The following is an 18,131-nucleotide window of genomic DNA, read 5'->3' as shown; positions in this document are numbered from 1 at the left end:
TATTTTCATAATGTAGATGTTTAACTTATTTTGTAAGGATTCAAATAAATAACATTGTAGATACCTCAAAAATCATGGCTCTTTGTTTATATTAACCCTAGTACTATTATCAAAGCATACTTCCCATAAATTTCATTTTATAAATCTCTTAAAATCATATCAAAGACGTTTCAAGTCTTTCTTTCCATTTTTTCCAATCTGGCATGATTGCTTCTTGTAAAGCATAAAATGCTCGGGTATGATTATGATGAACCAAATGGCATAATTCATGAATAATGACATATTCAATACTTCCTTTAGGAGCCTTTATCAATTCAGGGTTTAAAATTACTTTGCCTTGAGAGGTACAACTTCCCCAGCGAGTGGCCATTAGTCTAATTTGGAGCTCAGGTTCATCAATCTCAAATCGTTTAAAAAGTGGAATTGTTTTTTTTAATGTTTCCGCAAAATGAACGAATGCTTTTTCTCTATACCACTCAGACAATAGACTTTTAGCGGATGTATTATCCTTTTTCAACACTAATAATCTTCCTCTAAATAACTTTACTTCATTAGTTTCCGACTTCTCTATTCTAAGTTTATATTGCCTACCTAAATAAAGATGAGTTTCTCCATTAACATATTTTCTTGGTGGTGTTAATGGATGATAGGATAAAAATTCAAGCTGCTGTTTAATAATCCAAGGTGCTTTTTCCCGAAGTTTGCCATCCAGTTTTTCCTCTGTGGTATTATATGGAGCAATCACCCTTACTTTACAATCAGGATACACCTTAATACCAAGGGTTTTACGATCCTGATAAGAAAGCTCAAAGGTGATTTTTCTCGAACCAAAATCTATAGATTGTATGTTAAGTGTTTCAGACATATTTCAATTTAGCTACTTTAATTCCTTCTTCAACCAATTCATCTATTAGAACAAAGGGCAATTCTATACCTTGCTTCGTCTTTAAATCGAATAAATAATCATCAATATCAATTTTTATTCTTCCTTCAATATCTGATTTATTTACCCAATCAATTATTGGCTTCCCGTTTTCAAAAACAATAGACTTAATAACTTCGTCAATACCTTCAGCCATCAATGCTGCAATGTTTTGTGAGCCTTCCGAACGCTTTAAGTTTCCTTTAAAAATCTCATTCACTAAATTGTAAATGGCAATACCTGTATCATTTCCAGTAAGGTTCTCTGGTACATTGTCCTGTCTACCATTATGAAATCGATCTTCATATTCTCTCGCTTTATTTAAATAGTCAGCTTCTGAAATACGATGCTGGTGATAGTCTTCAATAGTATCTCTAATAAGTCTTGAAAGTTTTTTATAGTAAACTGGGTCTTCATTTATTTTCACATTGATAGCTTTTATAGTCCTGCTAGCAATATGATCGGCTTTGGCTGCCTTACTTGTTATCTTCTCAACTTCTCGATCCCTTTCTTCTTTATCGAAAATATTGACCATTTCAGTAATACGAAGAATTTCACCTTCTGTGGTAATATGCTTGTCAATGAGTTTCTGAACTTGTGGCTCGTATTCCTTATATTCCAGATCGTCAAAGTATCTTCGTTTGACCGCAATTCTTAATCCAAGGAAAAATTTAGCATCCTGTTTGTACTTATTTATTTGCTGCTCCGGAGTTTTACTGATAAACTCAAAACTCGATAGGGCTAGCTTTAACAAGCGAGAAAAAGCCGATACTTTTTCATAAAAAATGTGTCGAATAGCTTCATCTTGCAATAGTTCTTCGTAAGCAGGTTCGTCATACTTATTTTTCACTTCCTTGAAAATATCCCATACTTCTGAGTGAGCCTGAGGTAATCTCTTTATTTCTTCACTAATATTGGTTAATGTCCCTTCCAAATCCGCTGCATCATAGTTATCTGCTCCAGAGTAGCTCTCTAATGCCATATCCAGATTTTCCAAATTACCATAATAGTCAATAATCAATCCATGCTCTTTGCCTGGAGCTAAACGATTCACTCTAGCAATAGCTTGAAGTAAAGTATGCTCTTTAAGTTGTCGGGTGAGATATAAAACGTAGTTATTAGGAGCATCAAATCCAGTAAGTAATTTATCTACTACTATGATGATTTCTGGTTGATCTTGCTTCTTAAATGAACTTATTAGTGACTTTTCATAATTCTCAGGACTACCATATTTATCCATCATGGCCTTCCAAAACTTTAATATTAAGTCGTCACTTTCTTCAAAGGCATCTTCGTAATTCTCTCGAACATCAGGAGGGGAAATGAGGACTTCACAGGTTATTTTGCCTATTTGCCTGATAAACTCACGGTATCGTATAGCCGTCGTCTTATTTGGAGCTACTAACTGACCTTTAGCCTTTAAACTTCCAAAAAGTATGTCTTGAACATTTTGCTCGTAGTGATCTGAAATATCCCAAGCACGGGCGTAGATAATCTCTTCCGCTTTATTAAGCTGATTGGTGGAACTAAACTTTCTCTTGAGAGCAGCTTTACCGTAAGGGGTTAGAGGTTCGGATATTCGATCAAAATAATTATCCAAAGGCTTTTCATTCACTTCAATTAAGTTGTGGCGACCTTCATAAAGTAGGGGGACTACTGCTCCATCTTCAACTGCATCGGTAATAGAGTAAACATCTATCAAACCTCCAAAGCGATTTGCAGTACTTTTCTCTTTCTTCATTAAAGGGGTTCCTGTAAAGGCTATAAAACAACCTTTAGGAAATACCTTTTGCATTTTGATATTGAATGTACCATATTGACTTCTATGCCCTTCATCTACCAAAACAAAAATGTCGGGTGAATCAAACCCTTCTTTGGCCTGATTAACAGCCGCTTCAAATTTATGAATCAAAGTAGTGATAACTGTATCACCTGTGCCGGAAAGAAGCTCTACCAAGTGCTTGCCTGTTTGAGCACTCTCTACTGGTATTTGACATTTTTTAAACGTCTCTGTGATTTGATCGTCCAAATCAATACGGTCAGTAACTAAGATGATTTTAGGATTCTTGATTTGAGGATGCGTAGCAATCAGTTGAGCCAACATGACCATAGTGAGAGATTTGCCACTTCCCTGAGTGTGCCAGATTACACCGCCTTTTCTTAATCCTTCGCTATCTGTTTTTACAACCTTATCCAAGGTATTGTGAACAGCAAAGTATTGCTGATACCTAGTGACTTTCTTGATGCCATCATCATAGAGAGTGAAGTTGAAGAATAGGTCTAAAAGTCTCTCTGGCTGACAAATGCTAAATAGTAGCTTGTCCTGCTCTGTTACCGCCTGTTCTTCCTTTTCGAGGTTCTGGAGGAAAGTCCAAACGTTTTTATACCGTTCTTGAAAAAGCGTTGTTCTTTCGTTGGTAGGTAGTGGCTGATTTTTTAAAGCTTGGAGCTTATCGAGCCAAGCAGTTTCTTCCGCTTTTGTTTTAAAGAGTTCTTTCCAAAAACTCCAAAACTCTTTCTGAGTGGCAGTTGTGGCGTATTTGGCTTCATGGGTGGCCAGTCCCATGGCCAAGTTGGAGTATTGATATAATGCACGTATTCCATCTTCCTGCTGATTCCTTAGATGTTGCTCAATTGATTTGTCGATTGGGTCTTTGATCTTTGGACTCTTACACTCAATAACCACAACTGGAATACCATTGATAAACAATACAATATCAGGGCGGTAATGTTCACTGCTGCCACTTCTGAGCACACTAAACTCTTCTGATACGTGATAAGTGTTGTTTTCAGGATGTTTCCAATCTATATAATGAAATGAGAAACTTTTTTTGTCTCCTAAAATAGATTGCTCAAAGCTTCTGCCTAATGTGATCAGTTCATAAAAGGCTTTATTCGCAGCGATAAAACCATCCTGAACCGGTAGGTCACGAATGGCGAGAATGGCGTTGTTTACATTGGCATCAGAAAAGGGGAACTCTTTTCCTTTATATTCAATGGTGTTGATAATTTGAAGTTGATCCTTCAAAATGGTCTCCAACAGCACATTGGATGTCCTACCTCCACGGGCTTCTAAAGCCTGCTCGGGAGAGAGGTATTTCCAGCCCATATTAATAAGCAGCTTAAGTGCGGGAAGCTGCGATATATGGTCTTCTTTGAATGATGGTACTGTCATAGTTTTACTTATTGAGATGTGGTTTAAACCATTTTGTGAGTCTGGAGTCAATGACCTTGTTTTTGTAGGTAATTGCTGGTGCACTATCTTTTGCTTCTATGTATTCGTTATCTGGTAACAAGGGATTTACTAGAATATCGAACTGTAAATTATCAATATTACCAATCTTCAATGCAAACCCTTTTTCTGCTTCATTATGAAGTCTAAATACAAAACGAAATTCTTTCTCATACTTGAATGCGTATTCTTTTCTAAAAACAGACCTTTTCATCAGGTTTTGTTGACTAAGATCAGGGCTTTGAGTTATCATGTTTTTATATCGAACTGACCCATGCATGAACTCATCAATTTTTATATTTGGGTATTTGCTAGATGAAGTGGATGTTACATACTGTATTAGCTGGTCTTTCTTAAATCTAATGGCATACCTTCTTCTCCCTTCTTTAGATACTGAATATGTGTCCCACATGGCGACAGATTCATAAGTAGCTTCATGCCAGCAGCTTACTAAATATTTCTTCTTTCTGGAATCAACTTTCTTAAAGTCAATTCCATATGATTTAAGATCATGAGCAGTTATACATTCTAAAGGGTCTCCAAAATCAATGGCTCTTGGAAACCAAATAGATCCGGATTTTAAGAATAAATTCAATTTCTCCTCTGATAAGAATCTTAGGAGATACTTACTTTTTGGATTTGATGTGTTATATGCTTTCCAGTTACTCATAGAAACACTTTTGTCAAGTTATTTAAAACCGATTACCAAATATTTTTCGCCACTTAGTTGTGGCTTTTAATTTATTAGGAGCACTAACAGCATCTGCTGCCAATGAAACCATTTCGCCTATTTCCTCATAAAATGCGTCCTTCTGAGATGAAGTAAGACGATGCATAACGTCATCACCTGGGGGGACAGGCATAATTGCATTCCAGGTCTTCTTATTGAGTAAATACTCCATGATCGCTGATGACGTATTAAAAAATGCTACATCATCACGACCGTTTTTTTCATAGCACTGTATAGCCCAAAGAGTCAATGCAAGACCACTCGGGAACTTTTTCCCAGTTTTAGCTTTAGTGTGATCAGACCATGCTTTCAAGTAGCGAATGATCCGAATTAGCTGTGGCTTATTGCTGGTCTCTTTTTTAAACCATTCAATAAAGGCTTTCGGCTCGGAATGTTCCCATTCATATCCCCTTGATCCAAAATATGTTTTGTTTGAATAGGAATCTACGTAGTAGATAGGAAGGTCAATGTGAAAGTCTCGAACGTAGTTTAATCGTACACAATTCGCTTTAATGGTCACTACTTTACTGGTATGCCCTATTAGAGCTTTTTTTATGTGATTTTGAATGGTTTCAACATTCATATTTGGGTGTTGAGGAAAAAACACACCGAGATCGACATCACAAATTGTGCTTCTAATTTCAATGACAGTTCCCATTTTATAAGAACCTTGTATGTAGAAATTTGGGATTGGAAGGTTCGTATACTTTTCAAAGTAAGTACTCACCTTTGAACGGATTGTATTGTGCGCACGTCTTAGATTGGCTACTTTATCAGGATGTATGGTTATGGCCTGATTGAACTTTTTGAACAAGTCATCACAATCTGAGTCATCTGTTATCTCGAATTTTTCATCAGATTTAAATACCTCTTTACCAACCACGTAGGCAATTCCTAGAACTATAAGTCGTATTAACCAAGGATTCATTTTTTCTCGCCTTTTTTGTGTCGTACTTCAGGATGCAACCATTTACCTGTGAACTGGTACAGTTCGTAAAAAACGAACCACTCGTGAGTCCAGGGAATTATAGTATCATACAAGTGATGTGAAGAGCAATTCCAAGTCATATCTTCAGGATAATAAAGACATAAACTTGTGTCGGTATACATGTGTATATCGTCATTGTATGCAATTAAGGGGCTAGTAACCGTAACCTTTGGCTTACTTAATGGGGCATACTTTATTCTGTAGGAATAAGTGATTGATTCCTCAGTAGGCTGATAATTTCCATAACAATAAAGGATGCCGTTGTTGATCTTGCAGTCTAGAAAATCATAATGCTTTTCAATGAGCTTTTTCTCGACATTGACAATTACAATTGGATTAGGGCGATATTTTTGGTGAAAAGCCATTTATCCTCCGTAATTCCTATGTGGTTTGTGATCAACTCCTTGTGATTCCTGAATTTTACCATCTCTATCCGTTTTGGCACGCTTATCCAGTATGCTCGTTGCAAGGGCGGCCAATGAATTGGCTTGCTTGTCAACATCTTTATCCTCACCATCAGGAAAGTATGAACCCAAATGTTTTTGCCATAGCTTACTTGCCTTCAATTGGTTTGTTTCTTTATCAATTGCTTTATCTGCATCCTCGATAAACGCATCAATCGCTTCAAAAAAGTAGTCCTTGTCTCCGGTGTAGTTTTCAAGAAGATCGTCTTTTGGTGTTGTTGGCATTATGCATGTCCAAGACGATTTTAACGTGCTTCTAATTTCTTTGAGAGTGTCTCTCAATGCAATGTCGTCTCGATCATTGTATTTGATATGGTTGCTTGCCAGAACAGTCATAGTTAGTCCATTCGGCATCTTCTCAGCCCTATTCTCACACCATGCTTTTAGGAACCTAACAGTTCGTACAAGCTGACCTTTCGTATCTTTCTTTTTACTGAACCAATCTTTAAACTCTTTCGGATCACTTTTTGACCATCCGGTATTTTTAACCGCCAGATGTGGATTTTCGGTATCATTAGTTTCGCTTTCCTTGTAGTAAACTGGAAGGTCAATATGATAGTCTCCTTTATAAATGACTCTTACGCATTTTGATCTGTGCTGAGGTTTTTCAGATGTTGCATCTTCCACAGCATCCCAAATCCAATTCTGCATAGTAGTTGCGGTTTCTTTGGGCTTGGGAAAAAAGTAAACGCCATTATCCAGGTCACAAGTGTCCTCCTTAGTTCGGATCATTGTACCCATAGAATAGGAGCCCTGTCCACGAAATTTTGGTTTGTAGTCAGGATGCTTTTCCTTAAAATAATTCCGAATCTTGTCCCGTAATGTGTCCCGAGAAGTCATGAGTTTAGACTTCTTGGTTGAAGTGATATTCAGATTACCGTTAAAGGTTTGAAAAAGATTGTGGCAGTTTGACATATCTTATTGGGTTTTGTAAAGTTTCTCTTCATTGAAAAATTCCAGAATTTCATCTTGGATGGCGTAGTGATAGCCATCTTGATCGCCCATTCCTTTGAGGGTCTTTAATGCTTTTTGGTCGGTTCCATCCATGTCGATAATTCCGGTGTGTTCTTTTGAGAGTTTGGGTGACGGGATTCGATAATATTTACCTGGCGGATTTATGTTTTTAATGACTTTTTTCAGAAAGAAATCATTAAAGAAGGCTTGACCATCCATTGATGCTTGAAAGAGTTTATTTCCCCAGTGTCTAAAAGATCTTGATTTTTTCGAAGTAGACGCCCAGCCACTCGGTTGTTCAACGCTTGCTACTGAAAGTATGCTGAAGCTATCAAATGCTTTTCCGTCACCCACAAAATGGTCTAATGCCTCAAGAAGGCCACATAAGGAAGGATTATTAGCCCAAATACCACCATCAGCATAGAGAATATTATTTAACTCATGAATGGGCAGATATGTGGGCGCAGCAGATGTAGCCAATGCTACATCTACCATTGGAATGTCCTTATCCATGAAAAATTTTCCTTCTTTGTGAGGAAATTTGAAAACTCTTGGTTCGCCTTTGATTAGGTTGAAACTTGGGATACATAATAGAGTTTCAGCTTGCCCCATTGTTTTATTTTCAAAAACCTCCTCAAGAATGCGTCTTAATGCATGGTTAGAAAACTTACCTCTAAGTATAAGTTGTTTGATAAACTGCCATTTACGCTGGATAAATCTTACTTGTCTTACATTAGAGACAGGGAATATTTCATTCCCTCTTTTGTAGTACAGGTCGGCTAATTGTTGAGCAGAAATACCAATACTAAGTCCAAGTGCAATTAATCCTCCTGTTGAAGTGCCACAAATCATATCAAAGTGGTCTTTTATCTGCTTGCCAGTCTTCTCTTCAATACGAGCAAGTACCGAAGCACTATAGAGACCTTTAATCCCACCTCCGTCTATGGACAATATTTTAAAATTCTTCTTATCCATCATTCATTACCGGGTTTAACTCTAATCTCACCTGTCAATAGTTTTTGCATTAAGCCTTTCTTTTGCTCTTTCAGGGTGTCTAACTGTTGTTGATTTAGTTGAAGCTCTTTATCCGCCTCTTTTAGCACTGACACAATAGCTTGTTGTTCTTCTAACGAGGGGAGATGAATTGTCTCAGTAAGAAACAATTCAAAGTCGAAGGTCATTTTCTCAATATGCACACCATAACTAGAAATGAAAGTTTGATGGTAAAACCTTGGTAGTTTTGAATACCAGTTGAAGAACTCCATTGACAAAATGGATTCATCTTTAGCTCTTACTGAGATATATGAACCAGATATTTTAGCTCCATCAAATTCAGGTGTAACCAAAGTAGACGCACCGTGGACGATTTGCATTTTTGAGAAAAGAAAATCTCCTGTCTTGGCCGTATTCAAGTTTTTGACTTTTATCTGATGACCATAGAGAGCATCTCTATAAAATATGCCACCCGAACGCCTTCTCACACTTATTAGGTTGTAAAGCGTTTCATCATTCCACTCTATCGGTCTTTTTATTTTTTTGAGTATATCAGAATAGTGGTACTTCTTCCAATCTTTATCAAATCCCTTCAACCGTTTGTTCCCAGTAAACAATAGTTGAGCAAGCCCTTTATTGCGGAGCTTAAGTTCTTCTATCAGCTTTTCAGAAGCAGAAATAGCTTGATCCCAGGTGCTGAGGATTTCGGCTATTTTTTGTTGTTCAGGGAGTGGAGGGAGTGGAATTTTTATTTGATACAAGTCCTTATTTCCAATGTTCGGAGGATCTGTACCAGCCATTCTTACCTCCATATTATAGGAGAAATATGGCGTTTGTAATAATTGATAAATAAAGTCAAGATCATTGCCGTTCTTAACAATCACTTTAGCAACCCTTTGATTTAGAAGGGCTGGGGTTTCCTCTTTTTTTAGTTTAGTGATCTTTAGCCTTCCATTTAATACAGGTCTGGTTAAAGCCATAACCAAGTCTCCTTCATTAAGTAAATATCTTTTGGATGTTTCAATGAATGATGTAGGTAAAAAGGATTTAGAATCCCAGACAGCTTTGTTAATTCCAACATTTGCTATTTTAAGCCATGGAATGCCTTCTTCGACCTGATCTGTGCTTTTGAATGCCGCTCCCCCAAAAAATGTAATTGCTTTTTCGCAGCGATCAAATTTCCAGTGATTTGGAATTTCACCGAAATCAGTCGATTTCAATATTGTATTTCCATCATTTTCTTTCATCAAAATCCTAATTCTTTTAGGTAACTATTCATCGTTTGTTCAACCAACATTAACTCCTTTTTCAATTCGTTGATATTGCTTTGTGCAGCGGGGATGTCAACTTCTTCTTCCTCTTCAAATGTGTCCACATATCGAGGAATATTAAGATTGTACTCGTTTTCTTCTACTTCCTGAATAGTAGCACGGTAGGCATATTTTTCCTCTACTACTTCACCTTCCTCAGTAGTCAAAGGAGTGGCTTCTTGAAATGCACGGTAAGTGTTGACGATCTTGTCAATATCCCTGTCCCGCAGGCGATTCTGATTGGTCCCAGATTCATAGCCTTCACTGGCATCTATAAAGAGTATGTCCTTATTCTCACCTTTGGCTCGGTTGAATATGAGTATGGTTGCAGGAATACCAGTACCAAAGAAGAGGTTTGAAGGTAGGCCAATCACTGCTTCCAATAGGTTCTCTTCAATCAATTGTTGCCTGATTTTGCCTTCGCTGCTTCCTCTAAAGAGTACCCCATGAGGCAGAATGACCCCTACACGACCTGTATCGTGATAGGTAGATTCGATCATGTGAGAAATGAAAGCATAATCTCCTTTGCTTTTCGGTGGAATACCTCTGTGGAAGCGATTGAACTGGTCTGCCATAGCATCATCTGCTCCCCATTTATCAAGAGAGAATGGAGGATTTGCCCCAACGATGTTTCCTTTCAGTAAGCTATCTTCTTCAAGTAGCTTTGGATTGTTTAAGGTGTCACCCCATTCAATGGTAGCGTCATCAATCTCATGCAGAAACATGTTCATACGAGCGAGTGCCCAGGTGCTTCCATTGATTTCCTGTCCAAAAAGTGAGAAGTTTTTACTACCTACCTGCTTTGCCAGTTTGATCAATAGCGAACCTGAACCACAGGTGGGGTCTATGATACGATCGCCAGGCTGTGGGTTGAGTAGCTTGGCTAATAGATTTGATACTTGTGCTGGCGTGTAAAATTCCCCCGCTTTCTTTCCGGCATCACTAGCAAATTTTTCAATTAGATATTCATATGCATCACCAATAACATCATTATCCTCTAAATGGGAAGGCTGTAAATCTAACGCAGAAAAGTCAACCAATAGATTTTTGAGTCTTCTGTTTCTATCTTTAGTCTGACCAAGATTTGCTTCTGAATTGAAGTCAATATTTCGGAATACACGCTCCAGTTTACTTCGGTTGGCATCCTCCATGCTTTCCAGTGCAGTGTTGATCAATTCTCCAATATTTGCCGCATTCCTATTCTCAAACAAATAGTCGAAAGTACAGGTATCGGGCAATTGGAAACGCTCATTCCTCAAAGCTCTTTGCACTCTGATTTCATCACCGCTATACTTTTCTGCATAGAAATTCTTTTTATCTTTCCATACATCTGATACATATTTCACAAAAAGCATAGTAAGGATATAATCCTTATACTGTGATGGATCAATAACCCCTCTAAAGGTGTCACATGCCTTCCAAACAATATTGTTAATCTCGTTTTGTGTAATTGGTTTTTTACTCATGCTTTTTTATAAATTATATTTTTAATGATAGCTTGATATACTTTTTGTTTTTCTAAAATGATCTGTTTTGATATTTCCATATCTCTATAATGCAAGGACTTAATAGCTATTGCTTTTTGTTGTAACTCCAAAGGAGGAAGTTTCACTGCAAAAGCCTCCAATTCAGACTTACGAATGGAAGGAATAGAGCTCCCTGCACCAAGAGTCTGAAAATAAGCCTGCGTTTGTGGCATATTAAATAGGGTAGTCAAGAATTCAGGTATTACTTTTAAAGGATCAGGTTTGATAACAAAAAAAATTGAAGACGCTATTGCTGGACCGAATTCTTTATTATAAGTCCAAGCAAAGTTCCTCATTCCTTTTCCAACCAACAGAATATCTCCATCTTCAAGAAGGTGAGCTTTCTTTTTTTGATCTATCTGAACAAAAGTGTCAACCTCATCCGTTTGATTCCCCCAATCATCAAAATGCTTAGCCTGCAAATAGACCGCATCACCAATACTCTTAGGCTTCACGTATAAACCAAATTGTAATTGAGCGATATCCCCTAATTTTACCTTCATTTAATTTGTAGCTTATTTCAAATTTGATACAAATATATAAAAAATACCCAATATTCAATAAAATTACTTTGTAGAGTTTTTCAAATATGAAAACTCTACAAAGTAATGATTCTTACCCAAGGATAAAAAAACGAATATGCTATTATTTCCTTACCACCAAATGGCTCAATCCCGGATCATTCAGTAGCCGCTCCATTTCTGATTGTATAATGTCCTGAATATCCTGTTTGATTTGGAAATAATTTCGCTGCACCATACCGGAATCCAACTTTCGAATCACTTCAATATCCAGGTAATTTTGTTCCTCACTCTTAAGGCTATCATGGTCATTTATAATCTCACAATGGAAAGCTTTTAAATCAATTTTACAATCGGGATTATCGGCCACCATACCCACAAATTCACCGGAACTTAACCCCGATATTTTGGAAGGTGGTATGGCTGCTTCCAATTGTTTGGATCGGCTAATAGAAGTGTCCCCACTATTGATGGAATAACTCTCCCTGTCCTGCATGATTTTCCCAAAGCGTTCCGATAGTTGTTTGGCCGTATCACCTGTAACCTGACCGCTAACGATATTCCCCGTAATATTCATAATCACATCTGCCTGTTCACGGCCATAATCTTTACGAAGCTGACTAAAATCCTGAATTCCCAGACAGGTAGAAACTTTATTGCTCCGGGCAGTGGCAATCAAACTATCCATATTGTTCAGGTAGATAGTTGGGAACTCATCAAAAATAAGACTGCTCTTTAGCTTTCCTTTTTTGTTCACCAGCTTAATTAACCGGTTTACATAGAGCGATAACACCGCTCCATATATCTGTATTTTTTGAGGATTGTTTCCCAAAAACACACCTCTCATAACGACAGCCGATAAGGGATACTCACAACGGGATCAGGAAGAGCGTTTGCGTAAGTATTGTGAAATCAACCATATTCAGGTACGGAAAGTGATTTATGAGGATCATTCTGCAAAAACCTTTAAACGTCCTTCCTGGACAAAACTGTTGGGCATCCTTCGTAAATCCAGAGGGCAGTCCGATTTGATATTATTTACCAAATGGGACAGGTTCAGCCGAAATGCGGGAGATGCTTATCAGATGATCGGCACGTTGAGAAGATTGGGGGTAGAACCGCAGGCAGTCGAACAACCGCTCGATTTATCAATCCCTGAAAATAAAATGATGCTCGCCTTTTATTTGGCTGCTCCTGAAGTGGAAAATGACAGAAGGGCATTGAATGTATTTCATGGGATGCGCATGGCTAAAAAAGAAGGTCGCTGGATGGGAACAGCGCCGATTGGATACGTCAATAAAACCAACGAAAGCGGTAAAAAATATATTGCCCCAAGGGAAGTTCAGAGCGATATTATGAAATGGGCGTTCAAAGAGTTGGCAAAAAATATGTTCAGTACCGAGCAGGTTTGGAAAATGGCAAAGGAAAAGGGGCTGAAATGCAGTAAGAATAATTTCTGGACAGCTATCCGTAATCCTATGTATTGCGGTAAAATATTTATTCCTAAATACAAAGATGAAGAAAGTCAATTGGTAATGGGGCAACACGAACCCCTGATATCTGAAGCCTTGTTTTATGATGTACAGGATGTGCTTGACGGTCGTAAAAAAGTGATGCGGGCTAAAATGAAGGTGGATGGTCATTTTCCATTACGTGGATTTGTGATTTGCCCGGATTGCGGACGTATGCTGACCGGTAGCAAGTCGAAAGGGCGTTCCCAGTATTATTACTATTACCATTGCTCTGGTGGCTGTAAATTCAGACACAAGGCTGAAGATATGAATGAAAAGATCGTTTCCGAAATTGGGAAATATGTGTATTCCATTCCTAAGCTGAATCTATTTAAAGAAGTCATTACTTCGGTATATAAAACAAAAACCAGAGACAGGATTGGAAATATACAGCAGTTGAAAATCCGTTTACAGGACGAAAACAATAAACTGAGTAAAGCAAGGGAATTGCTTTTGTGTGGTGATATTGAAGCGGATGATTACCGAATGATGAAAGCGGATGCCGATAAAAAAATAAACAGGCTGGAAGCTAAACTGACAAGCACGATAACCGACACTCAAAACGTAGAACCCCTGTGGGACAAGGCGATCAGCAATCTTTCACAGTTGGGCTACTTGTATGAAACCGGGACGATTACACAAAAAAGAAAGATCATTGGTTCGGTCTTTCCTGAAAATCTGACTTTTGACGGATTTGAATATCGAACCACCCGGGTTAATGAAGCAATCAAGTATATCACACTGATTGACAAAGATTTAAATGGAAATAAAAATGGGACAAACTCATCATTTTTGAATTTGTCCCATCAAGTGATCCGGATTGGATTCGAACCAATGACCTACTGCTTAGAAGGCAGTTGCTCTATCCAGCTGAGCTACCGGACCCTTTAATTCTGAGGCGCAAATATAGTTATTTTCAAGGAAGCTTTTCCAAATACTTCGCCATTTCTGCCTGATATAAGGCGGCCCGGGCCCCGGCAACTGCTGCAAAATCCGTGGATGAAGAAGCATATAGAATATCCCGGCTGACGTTTACCAACAGGCCACATCGGTCATTCATCGCTTTTTCAGAAATATCTTTTAGGCTCCCCCCCTGGGCGCCTACCCCCGGAACCAACAAAAAATGGTCCGGGATGATACTGCGGATATTCAAAAACGCTTCGGATTGGGTGGCCCCTACAACGAACATGGTATTCTCAGCCGTGCCCCATCCAGCAACCGTCCTTAGGACTTTCTCATATAATAGCCCGCTCTCACCGGCGCTTTGCAGTTCAAAATCAGCCGCACCCTTATTGGATGTCAATCCGAGCACAATTGCCCATTTCCCTTTATATTGGAGAAATGGCTGTACACTATCGCTCCCCATATAAGGCGCTACCGTAACAGCGTCAAAAGGCAGGGCTTCAAAAAAAGCTTTGGCATACTGATCGGAAGTATTGCCGATATCTCCCCTTTTGGCATCCGCTATCTTAAAATGGTCGCCGCCGATATATTCGGCAGTCCGCTGCATGATTTCCCAACCCCTCACTCCCTGCGCTTCGTAAAATGCAGTATTTATTTTATAGGCCACACAGTGCTTCCGGGTGGCATCAATAATGGCTTTGTTGAATTGTAAAACCCCATCAGGATCCCCTTTCAGATGATCCGGGATTTTATTGGGGTCGGTATCCAGTCCGACACAGAGATATGTCTGTCGGTCTTTAATTAGTGCTACTAATTGTGCTGCTGTCATTAATCTACTAATTTTAAAAGTTCATTTTTGTATATCCACTAACACTCCGGAAGACTTAAAGGCACATTCACCGCTAATCCCCCATCTGCAGTTTCCTTGTATTTGAAATTCATATCCTGGGCTGTCTCCCACATTGTCTTGATGACTTCATCCAGGGATACCCGGGCAAAATCCGGCGTACTCTGCAGCGCCAGTTGCGAAGCCGTAATAGCTTTGATGGCCCCCATGGTATTACGTTCGATGCAGGGCACCTGCACCAGGCCCCCCACGGGGTCACAGGTCATGCCCAGGTGGTGTTCCATCGCAATCTCAGCTGCCATTAAAGCCTGTTTCTGACTACCCCCCATGGCTTCCGTCAGTGCGGCTGCCGCCATCGAAGAAGATACACCGATTTCTGCCTGACAACCGCCCATGGCGGCCGAAATGGTGGATTCCTTCTTAAAAATACTTCCCACTTCGGCAGCCGTCATCAGGAAATGAAATACCTGTTCAGGCTGATCCCCATTACAGAAAACGGTATAATAATGGAGTACTGCGGGAATCACACCGGCTGACCCATTGGTGGGAGCCGTTACCACCCTGCCAAAGGAGGCGTTCTCCTCATTGACGGCAAGTGCAAAGCAACTTACCCAGTCCAGAATATATTTGAAGCTACTGCCACCTGACCTGATGGCCCTTATCCAGGAATCATAATTGTCATAGGACTGACTCCCCAATAATTTTCGGTTCAGCTCAGCTGCCCGACGTCGCACATTCAGTCCGCCCGGCAAAATACCCTGGGTATGGCAACCCCGGTAAACACAGTCTTTCATTACCTGCCATATATCCGACAAGCCGGTTTGAATCTCCGTTTCACTACGCCAGGCCTGTTCATTTTCATATACGATCTCATGAATGGCCAACCCGGTCTTAATAGACCATTTCAACAAATCATCGGCATCATCGATGGGAAAACTCAGACTCACAGAACCGGCCATCCCCGGTTCTTCACCCTCTTTTTTTACAAATCCACCGCCAATTGAATAATAGGTGGAAGCTACGGCCTCACCCTGGTCCAGGGTCGCCAGAAAACTCATGCCGTTAGAATGATAAGGCAGGGTTTCGGTAACCAAAAACTCAATATCTTTTTTAGGATCAAAACTGATTTCTGAAACCCCACCCAGAAGCAGTTTGCAGCAGTCGGCAATGGTCTGGATCCTGGGCTGGATTTGTTCCAGGTCGAAGCTGACGGGATCCAGTCCGCAGAGGCCCAATTGGACCGCAATATCGGTTCCATGTCCTACCCCGGTCTTGGCCAGCGAACCGTAGAGCAATACTTTGACGGCTTTGACCCGGAACAGCCGGTCCGTCGTGCGCAGTTCCTCCAAAAACCGTTCTGCCGCACGCCAGGGTCCCAGGGTATGAGAACTGGAAGGTCCCACCCCGATCTTCAACATATCAAATACCGATATTGGTTCGTACTGCATCTTTATCCCGAAATATTCATGCGAAGATAACCATACCCGGATGATTTTTGATTGCGGTGCAGACCAGCAGGATATATCAATACCGGTCACCGACTTTTCATTGAAATGAGCCTTAAAAAAAAGTCCCCGGTTGGGGACTTTTTAAAAATTCCTGGATGCTATACATTATTCAACATCCAGCAATTCTACATAAAAATATAGCGGCCGGTCAGCAACGACACCATAATAAGGGTCACATCCATATGCCAGCGAGGAAGGAATGATCATTTTGATTTTTCCTCCTGCCTTGATCTTCGGAATGGCTATTTGCCAGCCTGCAATCAATTGGTTCAACTGAAAGGTTCTGGGTGTTGTCGTTGTAGAATCAAATCCCTGTCCATTGAGCAGTCTACCCGTATAATGAATCGTAATTTTACTGGTCGCCGATGGAATAGCTCCATCCCCTGGTTCAATAATTTCATACAATATTCCGGTAGCGTCCTGTGTCGTTGTAATCGAGCTGTCTGCTGCGAACTGCTCCATGGCAGGCATTTCCTCCTCAACGGTATTGGGCGTACAGGGCTCCTCGGTTTCAGTTTTCAGACAACCTGCTGCGGTCACCGTCAGGGCGGTGAACAGCACTCCTATCCAATTTCTCATCTTTCTTTCTATTTTAATGGTGGGGACTAGTTGCCGTATTTTACGCCGGTCAATTCATAATCGATCATTACCTGGGAATAGGCAGGTATAACTTCACCCGAAGTCAGACTTTGTTGCTGACAGCCCCAGAAACCCAGCACATTTGTATTCGAAGGATAGATGATCCGAAGTTTGCCGCCAACGCCGGCATTGTCCAGAAAATGTTTCAAGGCCACATCATTGGAAAAATCAGAATAATGCAGATAAGTGCCGTTGCTGGCACTCTGAGACAGACTATCCGTACCCAGGGTTACAACAGAACTGCCGCTAAAAGTGCTGATGGTCCTCTTGAATGCCACGATGGAATCGCTTGCGGCTGTCTGGCCGGAACCGGGATTGGTGATGCCGTAGTAAGCGCCATAGGTTGAATTATAGCTGATATAAGCCCCTTGACCGGTAGCATTCAGGAATGAATCAATGACATGCTGATCCTGAGCTGTTGTATTTGGTGTACATTGTACTGTATCTTCATTTTTGATGCAAGCAACCAGCGTTAACACAGATCCCAGTACCAAAGAGGGAATCCAAAATTTTCTTTTCATTAATTTTTTTTTAGTTTTTAAAGTTTTCTTTTTCTTCTCGGGCCAATAATTCCTGATAGCGGGTTTCGTTAATATCCCACTTGTGATGGGACGTAAAGACACCCGCAAACGCAACAATAATAATACCAGCAATCAATAATATTATTAAAAAAGAAGGGTCGGCATTGGCCTGCATGGTGGCCCGCTTGTACCAGCCGCTGAAGAAATTAATTAATATCCCGATCATGATCAGCAGGCCGGCAGGAAGCCCAAGCCAGAACTGTTTAAAATATTTCTTCTTTTTCAGCCGGTTGGCCTCCCAATACTTAATAAAGGCTGCTTCTTCTTCCGTATACATCGCCGCAAAAATACTGGCTTTCCCACGGAAAACTGTTGAACCCGGCTGACGGAATGCATAAAATTCATCGAAAACCGGAAATTCAGGTCCATTTATTGCAAAAATGCTCCATTTTGAAAGACAAAACAACTGCCTGCCCCCTTTTAAACCCTTCAGAAAAATTAAATTCAATAGAACTATTGTATATTCGCAGGGACCCTTCCAGGCAGCAAAATCCTGGTGGTA

At 39.9% G+C, this 18,131-nt stretch carries 15 protein-coding genes, 1 tRNA gene and 1 pseudogene; 1 reads left to right on the top strand and 16 read right to left on the bottom strand.

Going from position 1 to position 18,131, the window contains the following annotated elements; genetic code table 11:
- Window positions 1-154 precede the first annotated feature (154 nt).
- From ACYVI9_RS17780 to ACYVI9_RS17735, 10 genes are all read right to left on the bottom strand, one after another.
- The gene (locus ACYVI9_RS17780; protein ID WP_460767377.1) at window positions 155-865 is read right to left on the bottom strand and encodes a M48 family metallopeptidase; all 711 of its coding nucleotides are present in this window, start codon (window positions 863-865) and stop codon (window positions 155-157) included.
- A complete protein-coding gene (locus ACYVI9_RS17775) occupies window positions 858-4,097 on the bottom strand; it encodes a type I restriction endonuclease subunit R (protein ID WP_460767374.1) in 3,240 nt (1,079 codons plus the stop codon). The genes ACYVI9_RS17780 and ACYVI9_RS17775 overlap by 8 nt, the downstream gene beginning before the upstream one ends.
- Before the next feature lie 4 nt (window positions 4,098-4,101).
- Entirely contained in the window at window positions 4,102-4,824 is a 723-nt protein-coding gene (locus ACYVI9_RS17770) for a DUF2971 domain-containing protein (protein WP_460767371.1), read from the bottom strand.
- 22 nt (window positions 4,825-4,846) lie between these two features.
- Window positions 4,847-5,812, bottom strand: a complete 966-nt coding sequence (locus ACYVI9_RS17765; protein WP_460767368.1) for a cyclic GMP-AMP synthase DncV-like nucleotidyltransferase — start codon at window positions 5,810-5,812, stop codon at window positions 4,847-4,849.
- Between the two features lie 425 nt (window positions 5,813-6,237).
- Window positions 6,238-7,251, bottom strand: a complete 1,014-nt coding sequence (locus ACYVI9_RS17760) for a CBASS cGAMP synthase (protein ID WP_460767366.1) — start codon at window positions 7,249-7,251, stop codon at window positions 6,238-6,240.
- Window positions 7,252-7,254: 3 nt separating this feature from the next.
- Window positions 7,255-8,268 carry a CBASS cGAMP-activated phospholipase gene (locus tag ACYVI9_RS17755; protein ID WP_460767363.1) on the bottom strand — a complete coding sequence of 338 codons (1,014 nt, stop codon included), beginning with the start codon at window positions 8,266-8,268 and terminating at the stop codon, window positions 7,255-7,257.
- Window positions 8,265-9,530 carry a restriction endonuclease subunit S gene (locus ACYVI9_RS17750; protein WP_460767465.1) on the bottom strand — a complete coding sequence of 422 codons (1,266 nt, stop codon included), beginning with the start codon at window positions 9,528-9,530 and terminating at the stop codon, window positions 8,265-8,267. Before ACYVI9_RS17750 ends, ACYVI9_RS17755 begins: the two co-directional genes overlap by 4 nt.
- Entirely contained in the window at window positions 9,530-11,059 is a 1,530-nt protein-coding gene (locus tag ACYVI9_RS17745) for a type I restriction-modification system subunit M (RefSeq protein ID WP_460767360.1), read from the bottom strand. Before ACYVI9_RS17745 ends, ACYVI9_RS17750 begins: the two co-directional genes overlap by 1 nt.
- The gene (locus tag ACYVI9_RS17740; protein ID WP_119648693.1) at window positions 11,056-11,622 is read right to left on the bottom strand and encodes a restriction endonuclease subunit S; all 567 of its coding nucleotides are present in this window, start codon (window positions 11,620-11,622) and stop codon (window positions 11,056-11,058) included. Before ACYVI9_RS17740 ends, ACYVI9_RS17745 begins: the two co-directional genes overlap by 4 nt.
- Window positions 11,623-11,764: 142 nt before the next feature.
- Window positions 11,765-12,487 (bottom strand): type IV secretory system conjugative DNA transfer family protein, encoded by a 723-nt coding sequence (locus ACYVI9_RS17735; RefSeq protein ID WP_460767356.1) that lies wholly within the window; start codon window positions 12,485-12,487, stop codon window positions 11,765-11,767.
- On the opposite strand from ACYVI9_RS17735, the pseudogene ACYVI9_RS17730 reads away from it, so the two are divergent.
- Window positions 12,462-13,382 (top strand): annotated as a pseudogene (locus ACYVI9_RS17730) (recombinase family protein); the annotation flags it as partial. The gene ACYVI9_RS17735 and the pseudogene ACYVI9_RS17730 sit on opposite strands and share 26 nt — an antisense overlap.
- A 580-nt stretch (window positions 13,383-13,962) precedes the next feature.
- On the opposite strand, the gene ACYVI9_RS17725 reads toward ACYVI9_RS17730, so the two are convergent.
- From ACYVI9_RS17725 to ACYVI9_RS17700, 6 genes are all read right to left on the bottom strand, one after another.
- Window positions 13,963-14,036: transfer RNA gene (locus ACYVI9_RS17725), tRNA-Arg, on the bottom strand.
- A gap of 31 nt (window positions 14,037-14,067) precedes the next feature.
- Window positions 14,068-14,883: an orotidine-5'-phosphate decarboxylase gene (pyrF, locus tag ACYVI9_RS17720; protein WP_460767353.1), complete on the bottom strand. Its 816-nt coding sequence runs from the start codon at window positions 14,881-14,883 to the stop codon at window positions 14,068-14,070.
- 38 nt (window positions 14,884-14,921) lie between these two features.
- Complete coding sequence (locus ACYVI9_RS17715) at window positions 14,922-16,349, bottom strand: L-serine ammonia-lyase (RefSeq protein WP_460767351.1); 1,428 nt, start codon at window positions 16,347-16,349, stop codon at window positions 14,922-14,924.
- A gap of 165 nt (window positions 16,350-16,514) precedes the next feature.
- A complete protein-coding gene (locus tag ACYVI9_RS17710) occupies window positions 16,515-16,988 on the bottom strand; it encodes an FKBP-type peptidyl-prolyl cis-trans isomerase (RefSeq protein ID WP_460767348.1) in 474 nt (157 codons plus the stop codon).
- A 26-nt stretch (window positions 16,989-17,014) separates the two neighbouring features.
- Complete coding sequence (locus ACYVI9_RS17705) at window positions 17,015-17,569, bottom strand: hypothetical protein (protein ID WP_460767346.1); 555 nt, start codon at window positions 17,567-17,569, stop codon at window positions 17,015-17,017.
- A gap of 10 nt (window positions 17,570-17,579) precedes the next feature.
- On the bottom strand, window positions 17,580-17,906 hold the full coding sequence (locus ACYVI9_RS17700) for a hypothetical protein (RefSeq protein WP_460767343.1): 327 nt from the start codon (window positions 17,904-17,906) through the stop codon (window positions 17,580-17,582).
- Window positions 17,907-18,131 lie beyond the last annotated feature (225 nt).

This window comes from Niabella terrae (assembly GCF_054783135.1).
The sequence above is the reverse complement of the archived record's forward strand: the minus strand, read 5'-3'. Positions and strand labels throughout refer to the sequence as shown.